Raw genomic sequence first — 13,847 nt, 5'->3', positions numbered from 1 at the left:
GAGGTAAGCTGATTGTTCTCCGCCTGCAACTGAACGTCAACCTTGTTGTATTCAGAAACAACCGTTTATCGATTGATATCCGGGCTTCCGGTGGACACCCGTGACAGGATTGACTATAGTTCTGCCCGCATCCCTTCAACCAGCAAAGCACCCGCGTTATTATGGCTCGAGGCACTCTCTATACAATCTCCGCACCCTCGGGCGCCGGTAAAACCAGTCTGGTCAACGCCCTGCTGGCCGACGGTGACAAGGCGCTGTGCGTATCAGTCTCCCATACCACCCGGACCATGCGACCGGGGGAAGAGCATGGGGTCAATTATCACTTTGTGTCCCGCGACCAGTTCACGACCATGCGTGAGACAGGAGACTTCTTGGAGTCCGCCGAGGTATTCGGCAATCTGTACGGCACCTCGCGGGCCTGGGTGCAGGAACAGTTGGACCAGGGCATGGATGTGATCCTGGAAATCGACTGGCAAGGCGCCGGGCAGGTGCGCAAGCTGATCAAACCGGTGAAAAGCATCTTTATCCTGCCACCTTCGCTGGCCACGCTGCAGGAGCGCCTGACCGGCCGCGGCCAGGACGATGAAGCGACCATTGCCGGCCGCATGCAGCTGGCCAAAAACGAAATCTCGCATTACGGTGAAGCTGACTATCTGGTGATCAATGACCAGTTTGACTCGGCCCTGGACGATCTGCGCGCCATCGTGCGTGCCGCCCGCCTGGAGCGCGAGCAGCAACTGCGCAATAACGGGCTGTTGCTGCAGGACTTGTTAGCCTGATCATCGTTTTTCAACAGCATGACTGAAGCTTTTCCGGCTGTTTCACTGAATTTGCATGCAAGCTGTGTATAAATTCAGTATCATAGCCGGTCCTCTGTTATACGCACCGATGTTCGTCGGCCTGATGTCTCCGCCAGCGATTCGTCAAATAACGGCGTAACTGAATTTCAGCAACAAATTTTGGATCAACAAGAAGGCAGGTTTTATATGGCACGTATTACCGTAGAAGATTGTCTGGACAAGGTAGACAATCGCTTTCAACTGGTGATGATCTCCAGCAAACGCGCACGTCAACTGCAAACCGGTGGCAAAGACGCCCTGGTTCCTGAAGACAATGACAAACCGACCGTGATCGCACTGCGCGAAATCGCGGAAGGCCTGGTAGACGTCAGCATCCTGAAAGCACGCCCCGCACCCGCCCGCGAAATGGCAGAAGCCGAACTGGATGCCACGGCTGCCATGATGGGCGCTATCGTGGCAGACTCTGACGCAGAACCTGCAGAAGAGCCACTGTCAGAAGACGAGTAAGCACTAAAGGAGTCGGCTGGTGACATTAACAATCGACTCTCTTGCCAACAGCCTTTCCGGCTACCTGGCATCCGATCAGGTGAACAGTGTCCGCCGCGCCTATTTTTACGCGGAACAGGCCCACGATGGTCAGTTCCGCCGCAGCGGCGAACCTTACGTCACCCACCCGCTGGCCGTGGCCAATATCCTCAGTGAAATGCACATGGACCATCAAAGCCTGATGGCTGCCATGCTGCATGATGTCATTGAAGACACGGGCGTCAGTAAAACCGCCGTCAAAAGTCAGTTTGGTGAAACCGTTGCCGACATGGTCGACGGCGTCAGCAAGCTCAACAAGATTACCTTCAGCAGCCATGCTGAGGCTCAGGCCGAAAACTTCCAGAAGATGGCGCTGGCCATGGCCCGCGATTTGCGCGTTATTCTGGTGAAGCTGGCTGACCGTCTACACAATATGCGCACCCTGGATGTGCTGAGCCCGGAAAAACGCCGTCGCATCGCCAGGGAAACGCTGGATATTTACTCGCCAATCGCTGCCCGCCTGGGCATGAACGCCGTTCGCGTAGAGTTCGAAGAACTGGGTTTTGACGCCCTTTACCCCATGCGCGCACGACGCATTAATGCCGCCGTCAAAGCCATCCGCGGCAACCGCAAGGAAATTGTCAAACAGGTGCAAAGCGCCATCGAAGCCTGCATGGAGCGCGAAGGCCTGCCCGGACGCACCATCGGCCGGGAAAAACACCTGTACAGCATCTACGAAAAGATGCGCACCAAGCGCAAATCCTTCTCGGAAATCATGGATGTGTATGCTTTTCGCATTGTGGTCGATTCGGTAGACACCTGTTACCGAGTGTTAGGCGCTGTTCATAATCTTTTTAAACCCGTTCCCGGCCGTTTCAAGGATTATATCGCCATTCCCAAGGCCAACGGCTACCAGTCCCTGCATACAACCCTGTTCGGCATGCACGGTGTGCCCATCGAAATACAGATCCGCACCGAAGAGATGGAAGCCATGGCCAACAACGGCATCGCCGCACACTGGCTGTACAAATCCTCTGATGACACGCCCAGCAACGCGCACATCCGGGCGCGTCAATGGGTCAACGGATTGCTGGAAATGCAGCAAAATGCCGGCAACTCCCTCGAATTTATTGAAAACGTCAAGATTGATCTGTTCCCGGACGAGATCTACGTGTTCACGCCCAAAGGTCGCATCCTGGAGTTGCCCGCCGGCTCGACCGCCGTCGATTTTGCCTACGCCGTGCATACCGACGTTGGCAACAGTTGTGTTGCCTGCCGTATCAGTCGGCGCCTGGCACCGCTAAGTGAGCCGCTGGAAAGCGGCCAGACTGTGGAGATCATCACCACGCCCGGCGCCCAGCCCAATCCGGCCTGGCTCAGCTTTGTGGTCACCGGCAAGGCGCGCAGCAACATACGCCATTACCTGAAGAATCAACGCGAATCTGAATCCATTGCCCTGGGTCGGCGCCTGCTCAACAAATCGCTGGCCGGCCATGGCGCGCAGCTGGAAAAACTCGATGCCGAACAGATGCAGCAATTGCTGGCGCAGCTTAACGTCAGTGAACTGGACACCCTGCTAAGCGACATTGGTCTGGGCAATCGCATGGCACATATCGTGGCGCAGAAAATGTTCCCGGAAGATACCCGGGAGCCCCTGCCCAAGGCCATCAGCAAAGACTCCAAACAGGCGTCGCTGGCCATTCGTGGTTCCGAAGGCATGGTGATGAGTTATGCCAAATGCTGTTACCCGATTCCGGGCGACCCCATCGTTGGCCATATCAGCTCCGGCCGCGGCATGGTCATCCACACTGAAACCTGTAACAACATTGCGGAAATCCGGCAGCAGCCGGAGAAGGTTTTCCCGGTGCGCTGGGATCCGGACGTGGAAGGCGAGTTCGCTGTGGAAATTCGCGTCGAGCTGGAAAATGAACGCGGTATCATTGCCAAGCTGGCTACTGCCATCACCAGCAAGGAAGCCAATATCGAACGTATCAGCACTGTGGAGCGTGATGCCCGTTTCAGCATCGTCAACCTGCTGCTTAACGTGCGCAATCGTATTCACCTGGCGCGGGTAATGAAACACGTGCGCCAGATCAAACCGGTGACGCGGGTCGCGCGGGTAAAGAGCCGAAAGCTGCTCAAACCCATTAAAGGCGGTATTGCACCTGATGTTTTAAGGCGCCATCATTGAATGTAAGCAGTCACCAACCAGAACCCAATCGCACATTTGACAAGGACCCTATCATGGCCGACAAACAAGCTATCTCGACCGACCGCGCCCCCTCTGCCATCGGCCCGTATTCCCAGGCCATCAAAAGCGGCAACATGGTATTTCTGTCCGGACAGATTCCACTTGATCCGGTATCCATGGAGGTGGTTGAGGGCGACATCGAGGCGCAGGCCCGCCAGGTACTGGACAATCTGGTGGCGGTGGCCACCGAGGCAGGAGGTACCCTGGATGACTGCGTCAAATTGACTATCTACATGACCGACCTGGCTAATTTCGCCGTGGTAAATACCACCATGCAACAGTATTTCCAGACGCCTTATCCGGCGCGCGCCACCATCGAAGTATCAGCCTTGCCGCGCGGCGTACAGGTCGAAATCGACGCCATCATGATATTGCCCGCTACGGCTTGAACCCCGCCACCGTGTCAGATCAGGTGGCTGTGAGCGACATCCCGGTGACCCGGCTCAACGGCGTTGCAGCGCGGCTGGCCGAGCGACTGGCCACGCTGCATCTGCATACCGTGCAAGACCTGCTGTTTCATTTGCCGCTACGCTATCAGGACCGCACGCGAATCGCCTCCATCGGCAGGGTGCGGCTTGGCGACGACGTCATGCTGGAGGCAGAGATTCTCAGCTGTGAGGTGGACTTCGGCCGACGCCGCAGCCTGGTGTGCAAAATCAAGGATGCCGGTGGCATCATCAGCCTGCGTTTTTTCCACTTCAGCGCAGCGCAGAAAAAGATGTTGGCCCCCGGCAATGTGTTGCGCTGTTACGGCGAAATTCGCAGCGGTAAAACCGGCTACGAGATTTACCATCCGGAATACCAGGTACTCAAGCCCGGCGAAGTCGCCCCGGTCGCTGACCGGCTGACACCCATTTACCCCGCCACCGAGGGTCTGCAGCAAACCCGCCTGCGCAAGCTGATTGATCAGGCGCTGGGATTTCTGCAGTCACCACAAAGTCTGCCTGACTGGATTCCTGCCGACATTCTGCAACGCTTCTCCTATCCGAGCCTGGGCGACGCACTGCAGTATCTGCACTACCCGCCAGTGCAGGCGCCCGTGACCCAGCTACTCAACGGAGAGCATCCGGCACAGCAGCGTCTGGCGTTTGAAGAATTGCTCAGCCACCGCCTGTGCCTGCGCCGCCTGCGCCAGCAGTCCGCCCAGTTTCAGGCCCCGGTGATGACCGCCCGCAATGGTCTGGGCCAGACCTTCCTGCAACAACTGCCATTTGCGCTGACCGGCGCACAAACCCGGGTATGCCGGGAAATCAGCCACGACCTGACGCTCGGCCAGCCCATGCTGCGGCTGTTGCAGGGTGACGTTGGCTCCGGCAAAACGGTGGTCGCTGCCCTGGCCGCACTGCAGGCCGTCGACAGCGGATACCAGGCGGTGATCATGGCGCCCACAGAGATTCTGGCTGAACAACATCATGTAAATTTCACCCAATGGCTGGCGCCTCTGGGGCTGCAACCCGGCTGGCTCAGCGGCAAAGTCAAAGGCCGCCTGCGCCAGCAGACTCTGCAGGCCCTGCAAGATGGCAGCTGCAAGATTGCCGTCGGCACCCACGCGCTGTTTCAGGACGAAGTCAACTTCAATCGGCTGGGGCTCATTATCATCGACGAACAGCACCGGTTTGGTGTACATCAGCGGCTCGCGTTGCGGGAAAAAGGCAATACCGGCCAGACCATTCCACACCAACTGGTCATGACGGCAACACCCATCCCGCGCACGCTGGCCATGAGCGCCTACGCCGATCTGGATTGCAGCGTGCTTGATGAACTGCCACCGGGGCGCACGCCGGTCAACACCGTCATCATCTCCAACGAACGCCGCGATGAGGTTATTGACCGTATCCATCAAGCCTGCCTGCAGGGCAATCAGGCCTACTGGGTGTGCACGTTGATAGAGGAGTCAGAAGCCTTGCAGTGCCAGGCAGCAGAGGCCACACTGGCAGCATTACAGACGCAACTGCCGGACCTGAACATCGGCCTGGTGCATGGCCGCATGAAACCCGCCGATAAAAGTGCTGTCATGACTCAATTTAAACAGGGGGAACTGCATTTGCTGGTCGCCACCACGGTTATTGAAGTCGGTGTTGACGTGCCCAATGCCAGCCTGATGATCATCGAGAACCCCGAACGCCTGGGTCTGGCGCAGTTACACCAATTGCGCGGCCGGGTTGGCAGAGGTGCCAAAGCCAGTCATTGCCTGTTGCTGTACCAGACGCCCTTGTCGCAGCTGGGCAAGCAGCGCCTGGGCATCATGCGCGACAGCAACGACGGTTTTTACATCGCCGAGCAGGATCTGGCCATTCGCGGCCCCGGGCAGGTACTCGGAACCCGGCAAACCGGTCTGATGAGTTTCAGAATTGCCGAATTGTCGCGTGACGCTGCCTTGCTTGATCCGGTAAAATCGGCCGCAGAAGCAATTGAACATGACTATCCTTCACATATCGACGCGCTGGTAAACCGCTGGCTCGGCGACCGGGAACTTTACGGCAATGTCTGATTATAAACCTGCAGTGCGCAGCGTCCTGTTTAAGGACGATCGCAATCTGGTGCAATGTATTCTGCCTACCGACTCACTTCTGGATTTACGCACCCTGCTGAGTGTGACAGACCGTGAACTGGTGCCCATCACTCAGCAGGAAATCGTCAGCGCCAGCCGCAGTCGCCGATTGCAGCCGCTGGCAGAGTGCCGGGACTTTTTTGTCCTGCCGACCTTCATTGACAGCAGCCTGAGTGCAGACGATTCACTGGCCGTGGATGAAAACGGGCTGACATTGTCTGCGCTGCGGGAGACCTTGCACGCGCGTGAAGTCAGTATTCGTCACCTGGCCTTCACCATTGCCGCTGACGACTTGCAACAGGACTTGCCTGAAGCAGAGCAGGACTCCCAGCAGATCAGCGATTCCATACGCCACTTCACCTCCCTGCGCATTCGTCAGCGCCTGGATGAAACGCTGGAGATTCCGCCGCTGTCGGCGACTGCTGATCGCATCATGGCATTGCGCGCGAACCCCAACGCCTCGGTGTCCGAGCTGACCAGCATAGTAGAAGCCGATCCCAGCCTGGCTGCGCAGGTCGTCAGCTGGGCGTCATCGCCCTATTACGCCGCCCCGGGCAAAATCCGTTCAGTGCAGGACGCTATTGTCCGGGTGTTGGGTTTTGACCTGGTGAGCAATCTGGCCATCGGTCTGATACTGGGTAAAACCGTTGAAGTGCCAAAAGATCAGAGCGCCGGTTTTACGCCATACTGGCTGCAGGCAGTCTATTGCTCTACCGCTGTTGAAGCTATGGCCCGCATGGTACCGGGCAGCAAGCGGCCGCGCCAGGGCATGATCTACCTGTCCGGCCTGCTGCATAATTTTGGTTATCTGGTGCTCGCACACACCTTTCCCGAGCATTTCTCCACCATTTGTCGCTACGCTGAAGCCAACCCCCAGATCAGCCACGTTGCCATCGAGAAGCACCTGATCGGTATCAGCCGCGAACAGATCAGTGCCTGGTTGATGCAGTCCTGGAATATGCCTGAGGAAGTCTCTACCGCCCTGCGCTACCAGCAGGATGCCGACTACACCGGTCCCCATGCTATCTATGCCAATCTGATCTACATTGCCATGCGCCTGTTCCGTCAACACGGAATCGGCGACGCCCCACCAGAAACGGTCAGCGACGAGATGTTCGAGCGCTGCGGCCTGGATCGCGAACGCTGCGAGGCGCTGATCGATAAACTGGTGTTGTCGGCAGACATCACCCTGATCGCTGATCAGATGTCGATCTGAACCAGGGCCGGGACCAACGCATGCGACCGACAATGTTCATTAACGATCAGTTGCAAAAGTATTTACCCCGGGTTCACGCGCGTCTGCCGGCGTTTATCTTGCTGACCCGCCTGAACAAGCCCATCGGCACCCTGTTGTTATTGTGGCCAACACTGAGCGCGCTTTGGCTGGCGGCCGAAGGCTGGCCACACTGGCATCTGCTGGTGATTTTTGCACTGGGTACCTTGCTGATGCGCTCTGCCGGTTGCTGCATTAATGACTTTGCTGACAGCCATATTGACGGCGACGTGCTACGCACTGAAAATCGCGCAATCGTCACGGGTCAGATCACCCGCAAAGAGGCCATGCTCTGTTTTCTGGGGCTTTGCCTGGTCGCGTTCTCGTTGTTGCTGTTCACCAACTTGCTGACCATCTGGATGTCTCTCGGCGCGGTTGTCCTCACCGCCCTGTATCCCTTCATGAAACGCTACACACATCTGCCACAGCTGGTGCTTGGCATGGCGTTTTCCTGGGGCATTCTGATGACATTTACCGCGCAAACGGGCCAGCTGCCACCCGCAACCGCGTGGGTACTGTATGCCGCCAATTGTCTGTGGACCGTGGCTTATGACACACAGTACGCCATGGTGGATCGCGAGTACGACCTTAAAATTGGCGTCAAATCCACAGCCATTCTGTTTGGTGATGCTGACCGGGTGATGATCGGTGCGCTGCAGGGTATGTTCCTGTTTGCTTTGTTTCTGGCCGGTGGTCAGTTTCAACTGTCCGGTGTTTACTATCTGGGTTTACTGGTGGCTGCCGGCCTGCTGATCTATCAACAATGGTTGATTCGCACCCGGGAAGCCGATGCCTGTTTCAAAGCCTTCCTCAATAACCACTGGGTAGGACTGGCTGTTTTTGTCGGGGTCGTGTTCGGGGTCTAGCCCCGCCGTCAGACTGGCTGCACCCCACGGCGCAATTGCGCTAACCTGCTGACTGCGCGATACTTGTCTCAGCAGTCGCCATCGCGACTACCTCAATTTTTCAAGCTACTTTTCTCATGCTGCTTTTCTTAAGCTACTACCTGGATTTTTAACTATGAACAAAACACTGTTCGCTTTACTGTTTTTACTGACTCTGGGCGCCTGCGGCGAACCCCCGGCGCCCCCGGCAGCACCAGAGACGCCTCCCGCCGAAACGGCGAGCCAGGCCGAAACACAAACCGAAACCGAGCGCCTCAATGCCTGGTTTGACGCCAAATACGAAGAACAGCTTCAGTTCAGCCCCATTGGCATGACATTTCAGGGGATAAAGGACCGTTACGGCGAAATTGATGACATGTCCGTCGAAGCTGAAGACGCACAAGTGGAATGGATGCGCCAAAGCGTAGAGGAAATGCAACGTGAGTTTGACTACGACGCCCTGACTCTGGAAGCCCAGACTTCGTGGGATATCTGGACCTACCAGTACGAACAGGCGGCGCGCGCTGCAGAATTTCAGTACAACGGCCTGGTCTTTGAGCAAATGAATGGCGCCCAGGGCTTTCTGCCCACTTTTCTGATCAGCTTCCACAATGTCGAGGACGTCACGGATTATGAGGCATTTGTCTCCCGTCTGTCGGAATCGGCGCGGGCGCTGGATCAACTGATTGAGCGTGCAGAGACTTCCGCCGAGCGTGGTGTGATCACACCCGGGTTTGCGCTGGAAAAGGTCATTGATCAATCACAGAATGTCATTACCGGCGCACCGTTTACCGACGGTGACGATTCTGCCATCTGGGCTGCCGCCAAGAACAATATGGCCACGCTGGTGGAAGCTGGTCAGCTGGAACAACCCGATGCCGATGCCCTGCTTGAGCGCACCGAGTCTGCACTGACACAGGACTTCGGTCCCGCGTTTGAGCGAATCATTGCCTGGGCAGAAGGAGAAATGGACAAAGTGCCAGAGGTGTCGACCGGTCTGGTGTCACAACCCAATGGCGAGGCTTATTATCAATTCCGACTGGCCAATCAGACCACCACCGACCTGACCGCCGATGAGATCCACGAAATCGGTCTGGCCGACGTCGCACGTCTGCGCAGCGAAATGGAAGCGGTCAAGGACAGCACCGGCTTTGACGGTTCGCTGCAGGAGTTCTTTGTCATGTTGCGTGAGACGCGCGATGACGAACGCTTCTATTACCCCAATAACGATGAAGGTCGTCAGGCCTACATTGATGATGCCACCGCTGCCATCGAAAATATCAAGGCGCAACTGCCCAATTACTTCGCCACGCTGCCGCAGGCCGACCTGGTTGTGCGTCGGGTCGAGGCTTTCCGTGAACAGGATGGTGCGCCGCAACATTACTACCCTGGCACTCCCGATGGCTCACGTCCCGGCGTGTATTACGCGCATTTGTCAGACATGAACGCCATGCCCAAGTCCGAGATGGAAGTGATTGCCTATCACGAAGGCCTGCCCGGTCATCACATGCAGATCTCCATCGCGCAGGAACTGGAGAACATGCCGCGCTTCCGCACCCAGGCCGGCTTTACCGCCTACTCCGAAGGCTGGGGGCTGTACTCCGAATACCTGGCCAGCGAGATGCCCGATACCTATGAGGACCCTTATTCCCAGTTTGGTCGCCTGACCTCGGAAATGTGGCGCGCCATCCGCCTGGTAGTAGACACCGGCCTGCATTCCAAAGGCTGGACCGAGCAGGAAGCCATCGATTATTTTGCCGCTAACTCGTCTGTGCCGCTGACTGCCATCACCACCGAGGTACAGCGCTACATCGTGATGCCGGCGCAGGCCACATCCTACAAGATTGGCATGATCAAGATGCTTGAGCTGCGTGCAAATGCTCGTGAGGCGCTGGGTGAGGACTTCGATATTCGTGAATTCCACGATACCGTGTTGCTCGGTGGCGCCATGCCCCTGCATCTGCTGGAAAGACGGGTGAATCAGTGGATAGAGGACGTGAAAGCGCGCTGAAACATCTGACCCTGTCCCTGCCAGTCTATCTGCCCATGTTCGCATGAGCAGATAGACTGGCGGAGTGGCAATCCGCACATCTTCCGGAAACCTGCCAGAACCATTCCCGATTTATTCCCATGACCTGCTATTCACCTGCCTGACACACCATCTGCCTCATTGTGGCGCATACTTGTGCAGCACCCAAAATGACGCACTATTTTAGTGCATTCCGCCTGGCGTGCGACCTACGTATAGCGCTCAAAACTACGTCATTCGGGCACCTTGCAATATTGGCCCGCTCTTTGCAGAACCATTCAGCAAGAAAGTCACTACTTTCGAAAACGACAAAATAACGCAGGACTGCTTACTATCAAGCACGGATTTATCTTGGAGAAAACATATGAAACGATTGACCCAACTCGCAGCAGGTTTGGCACTGGCATCAAGCGCACTGGTAGCTTCCACAAGCGCATCAGCAGAAGTGTCTTACAATATCGGTTATGCATCTGAGTACTACTTCCGCGGTGTTCTGCAGAAAAACTCCTCTGCCAGCGCTGGTATCGACTTCGAATCAGAAGGTTTTTACGCGGGTAGCTGGGCAGCCGACGTGGGCGATGGCCTGGAAGTCGATGGTTATTTTGGATATGGCATCGAAACCGATTCTGGCCTGTCAGCCAGCATTGGCTACACCGGCTACTTCTACACCGGTGAATTTGACGACACTTATCAGGAAATAAATTTTGGTCTGGGCTACGGCATGTTCAGCCTGGGCTACTCCGTGGGTGAGTGGGAAGGTTTCGGTGCATCGGAAGATTACGACTTCCTGGATCTGACCATTACTGGTGAATCAGGTCTGTACGGCACAGTCGGTATCTGGGGTGACGAATTCGACGGCGAGTACCTGGAAGTGGGTTATGGCTTCAGCTTCGCGGACTTCGATATGGGCATCGCAGGCATCATCAACAGCGAAGAGCTGTCTGACGAAGTCGGTTCCAGCGGCCGCCCGACCACAGGCGAAGCCATTGTGTTCTCAATCGGCAAATCCTGGTAATACCCATATCTGCAGACCCACATCTGTAGTGTGATGAAAAGGCTCCTTCGGGAGCCTTTTTTTATATCTGTCGTTTTTGATTCCGTACCTAAAAGCGTCCGGCACTTGATTTTTGACTGACATTGGCGTAACTATTTCACATGCATCACCCGTATGAGTAACAACGGCGAGATATCAGGACAGATATCAGGAGAGATGGATATGCCCAAGACCCTTGCCCGTCCAGCCTCAGCAATGCTTCTCAAGATGGCAGCCTTCATATCCATCGGCCTGGCAACAACAACCGTCGCCGCCGATACCGAATTCATTGACACCATCCCCATTGATCTTGCCAAGGTCTTATTGAGCGGCGCAGGGACAACGATGGAGGTAGGCATATACTCGGACGTTCCTGACGACTTCCCCGCGTTTACTTTGCCCGACGGCGCCATGGTTCTTGGCAGTGTCGATCAGGGGCACAATCAACAAGTGATTCTGGTCAGCGACGGTGATGGTCAGCAACAGCGCGAAGCATTGATTGACTCGCTGGAGCAGGGCGGTTTTCTGCTGTTACGACCGATGGGAGCAGCCATGCCACAGACCGGCTTTGTGTCCGCGAACCCGCAAATCCCAAGCGTACCGGCGCAGCTTTGCCACGATATGCAGGGCCTCGTCTATCTGCGACAACACTCGGATGCTGATCGCACATTCATCAATATGACGGCAATACCTGAGAATAGTCGCGGCGGCTACTCATGTGCCAATATGGCTGCGCAGGCTGCCAACCGCGGGAGCCCGGCATTCTTAAGCGCATCGACAGGCCTGCACTCTCTGCACAGCAGCATGCCCCGTCTGATATTGCCGGAGGAAGCCGCCACACAATCCCCGCGCATGCCCGCTTTTGTGTCCGGATCAAGTGATCAGGTTGAATCAAAGATTAATTTCGCCATCGCGTGGTCGCTGCCAGAGGTGTATGACTTTTTTGCCGGGCAACTGGCAGACCAGGACTGGTTGCCTGATGGACAGATCACCGGTAACCGGGTGGCGCTGAGCGCATGGACACGGGAAGAGAATAATCAATTGTTGCTGGGCACATTGCGCCTGGTCAGCAGCGAAGATGAGGGTTATGAAGCGGTGTTTGAAGTGTCAGTGCTGGATTGATGGCGCCGGTGTATTGCGTTTTATGTACTCTGCACAAACTGGCTGCATGCTAAGGCCATGCCGTCAGGGCCGGATATCGCCTCAACGGCGCCCACTGTCTTGATGTAGTCTTCAGCAGCATCGGGATGGGTCGGGGCGCTGAGTGCCCGGTCGCGGGAATGTTAAGGACAAGGTAATGCTACCTGCCGGGGCAGCCGATTGTCCAATTTCCGGGCACGCAAAATCGCAAGACTCATCGAGTTGCCGGGAGTACTTTGAGCTCTCGCTCGTACTCCTCATAGGGCCCGATCACCCGGTCCAGGCACGCCTCCTGGCGTGACGGCAACTCCCGGAGGCACTCATTGCGCTGGTGGAGGCGCATATTGTCATATACCGCTTTGTTGCTGCACGCGGCAAGGACCGATGCCGCCAGAACGATTAATAAGGATTTCCTGATGTCAGCACTTCCCGTTGTCTTCCAGATAACGAACGACCAGCACCATGGCGTTGCGCGCGGCGTTCCCTTCGCGGTGCCTCTCCATGAACCGGATGATAGCCGGCACATCGAACAGGCCGGGCGACGCCCTGCAATAGAAGGCTTCCAGGTAAGCAGTCTCTTCATCCAGCGTAGCAATCAGATCCAGCGCCCCGCCCACATAAGCATGTAGGCGCGGGTGGTCGCTGCAGTCACCGGGAAATGAATCGCAAATACCGATGAACTGCTCCACGGTCAACGCGGACAAATTGCTGGAGTGCAGGCACAGCCCTCCCGACAGAATCAGCGCGAACATACGGATGAGCATTGGAAAGTCCTCTTGACAAATTTATGTTTTACGATAATCTATTACTGTTTTACAATAATGTCAAGAGGCCTGCCATGACCCGTCATTTTTCCTTGCTGATCGCCCGAGGCTGCCTGGTCCTGCTGGTTCTGGTGCCCGCCGCCGCTGTCTATTTCGCCATCGACATCGACGCTTTCGCTGCCCTGGCCCGCCGCATTCTGGACCTGCCGATACAGTGGCAAAGCGTCTCCTCCATGCAATGGTATGGCTTCTGGTTGCTGACCACGCTGTATGTTGCCATCGGCACAGGGGGGCTCTACTTCCTGCGCCGCGCATTCACCAATTTCGCGAGGGGGGAGTTGTTCAATGCGGCCAACAGCCGCGACCTGCGGTGGTTCTCGATCTTCCTGTTCATGCAGGCGCTGGCCGGACCCCTGCATTCCGCTTTGTCCAGCGTCCTGCTGTCACTGAACCACCCGCCCGGCCAACGCATGCTGTCCATCACTCTGGGCAGTGATGAAATCAGGCTGATCGCCCTGGCCATGATCCTGTGGGTGGTGAGCAGCCTGCTGGTCAAGGGCTGTCAGCTTCAGCGTGAAAACCAACAGTTTGTCTAGG

Annotated in this window: 10 protein-coding genes and 2 pseudogenes; 11 read left to right on the top strand and 1 reads right to left on the bottom strand. The window is 56.5% G+C overall.

Translation table 11 applies throughout. The annotated features are described in order from the left end of the window. The first annotated feature begins 161 nt into the window (after nt 1-161). From gmk to WD071_RS02685, 10 genes and pseudogenes are all read left to right on the top strand, one after another. Nucleotides 162-779 (top strand): guanylate kinase, encoded by a 618-nt coding sequence (gmk, locus tag WD071_RS02730; protein WP_368046779.1) that lies wholly within the window; start codon nt 162-164, stop codon nt 777-779. A 207-nt stretch (nt 780-986) separates the two neighbouring features. Further along, nucleotides 987-1,178, top strand: a pseudogene (rpoZ, locus tag WD071_RS02725) (DNA-directed RNA polymerase subunit omega); the annotation flags it as partial. Nucleotides 1,179-1,326: 148 nt separating this feature from the next. Then, a pseudogene (gene spoT / locus WD071_RS02720) lies at nt 1,327-3,453 on the top strand (bifunctional GTP diphosphokinase/guanosine-3',5'-bis pyrophosphate 3'-pyrophosphohydrolase); the annotation flags it as partial. A 116-nt stretch (nt 3,454-3,569) separates the two neighbouring features. Continuing rightward, nucleotides 3,570-3,965 (top strand): RidA family protein, encoded by a 396-nt coding sequence (locus tag WD071_RS02715; RefSeq protein WP_368046777.1) that lies wholly within the window; start codon nt 3,570-3,572, stop codon nt 3,963-3,965. 11 nt (nt 3,966-3,976) lie between these two features. After that, entirely contained in the window at nt 3,977-6,067 is a 2,091-nt protein-coding gene (gene recG, locus WD071_RS02710; RefSeq protein ID WP_368046776.1) for an ATP-dependent DNA helicase RecG, read from the top strand. Next, nucleotides 6,060-7,343, top strand: a complete 1,284-nt coding sequence (locus WD071_RS02705) for an HDOD domain-containing protein (RefSeq protein WP_368046775.1) — start codon at nt 6,060-6,062, stop codon at nt 7,341-7,343. The genes recG and WD071_RS02705 overlap by 8 nt, the downstream gene beginning before the upstream one ends. A 32-nt stretch (nt 7,344-7,375) precedes the next feature. Further along, the gene (gene ubiA, locus WD071_RS02700) at nt 7,376-8,266 is read left to right on the top strand and encodes a 4-hydroxybenzoate octaprenyltransferase (RefSeq protein ID WP_368046891.1); all 891 of its coding nucleotides are present in this window, start codon (nt 7,376-7,378) and stop codon (nt 8,264-8,266) included. Nucleotides 8,267-8,420: 154 nt separating this feature from the next. Next, the gene (locus WD071_RS02695) at nt 8,421-10,295 is read left to right on the top strand and encodes a DUF885 family protein (protein ID WP_368046774.1); all 1,875 of its coding nucleotides are present in this window, start codon (nt 8,421-8,423) and stop codon (nt 10,293-10,295) included. Nucleotides 10,296-10,677: 382 nt separating this feature from the next. Beyond that, entirely contained in the window at nt 10,678-11,328 is a 651-nt protein-coding gene (locus WD071_RS02690; RefSeq protein WP_368046773.1) for a TorF family putative porin, read from the top strand. A 201-nt stretch (nt 11,329-11,529) separates the two neighbouring features. Next, entirely contained in the window at nt 11,530-12,468 is a 939-nt protein-coding gene (locus WD071_RS02685) for a hypothetical protein (protein WP_368046772.1), read from the top strand. Between the two features lie 437 nt (nt 12,469-12,905). On the opposite strand, the gene WD071_RS02680 is transcribed toward WD071_RS02685, so the two are convergent. Beyond that, nucleotides 12,906-13,250: a hypothetical protein gene (locus WD071_RS02680; protein ID WP_368046771.1), complete on the bottom strand. Its 345-nt coding sequence runs from the start codon at nt 13,248-13,250 to the stop codon at nt 12,906-12,908. A gap of 74 nt (nt 13,251-13,324) precedes the next feature. Here WD071_RS02680 and WD071_RS02675 point away from each other — a divergent pair, with 74 nt between their 5' ends. After that, nucleotides 13,325-13,846: a DUF2975 domain-containing protein gene (locus tag WD071_RS02675; RefSeq protein ID WP_368046770.1), complete on the top strand. Its 522-nt coding sequence runs from the start codon at nt 13,325-13,327 to the stop codon at nt 13,844-13,846. Nucleotide 13,847: the final 1 nt, after the last annotated feature.

Origin of the sequence: Pseudohongiella sp., assembly GCF_040877505.1 — a bacterium.
Classification (GTDB): Bacteria; Pseudomonadota; Gammaproteobacteria; order Pseudomonadales; family Pseudohongiellaceae; genus Pseudohongiella.
Note: the sequence above shows the minus strand (reverse complement) of the source record. Positions and strands in the feature narration are given on the sequence as shown.

Excerpts from the sequence above, each read along its gene's own strand:
- gmk (WP_368046779.1), top strand. The coding sequence starts at position 162 with ATGGCTCGAGGCACTCTCTATACAATCTCCGCACCCTCGGGCGCCGGT.
- WD071_RS02715 (WP_368046777.1), top strand. The coding sequence starts at position 3,570 with ATGGCCGACAAACAAGCTATCTCGACCGACCGCGCCCCCTCTGCCATC.
- WD071_RS02705 (WP_368046775.1), top strand. The coding sequence starts at position 6,060 with ATGTCTGATTATAAACCTGCAGTGCGCAGCGTCCTGTTTAAGGACGAT.
- ubiA (WP_368046891.1), top strand. The coding sequence starts at position 7,376 with ATGTTCATTAACGATCAGTTGCAAAAGTATTTACCCCGGGTTCACGCG.
- WD071_RS02695 (WP_368046774.1), top strand. The coding sequence starts at position 8,421 with ATGAACAAAACACTGTTCGCTTTACTGTTTTTACTGACTCTGGGCGCC.
- WD071_RS02690 (WP_368046773.1), top strand. The coding sequence starts at position 10,678 with ATGAAACGATTGACCCAACTCGCAGCAGGTTTGGCACTGGCATCAAGC.
- WD071_RS02685 (WP_368046772.1), top strand. The coding sequence starts at position 11,530 with ATGCCCAAGACCCTTGCCCGTCCAGCCTCAGCAATGCTTCTCAAGATG.
- WD071_RS02680 (WP_368046771.1), bottom strand. The coding sequence starts at position 13,250 with ATGCTCATCCGTATGTTCGCGCTGATTCTGTCGGGAGGGCTGTGCCTG.
- WD071_RS02675 (WP_368046770.1), top strand. The coding sequence starts at position 13,325 with ATGACCCGTCATTTTTCCTTGCTGATCGCCCGAGGCTGCCTGGTCCTG.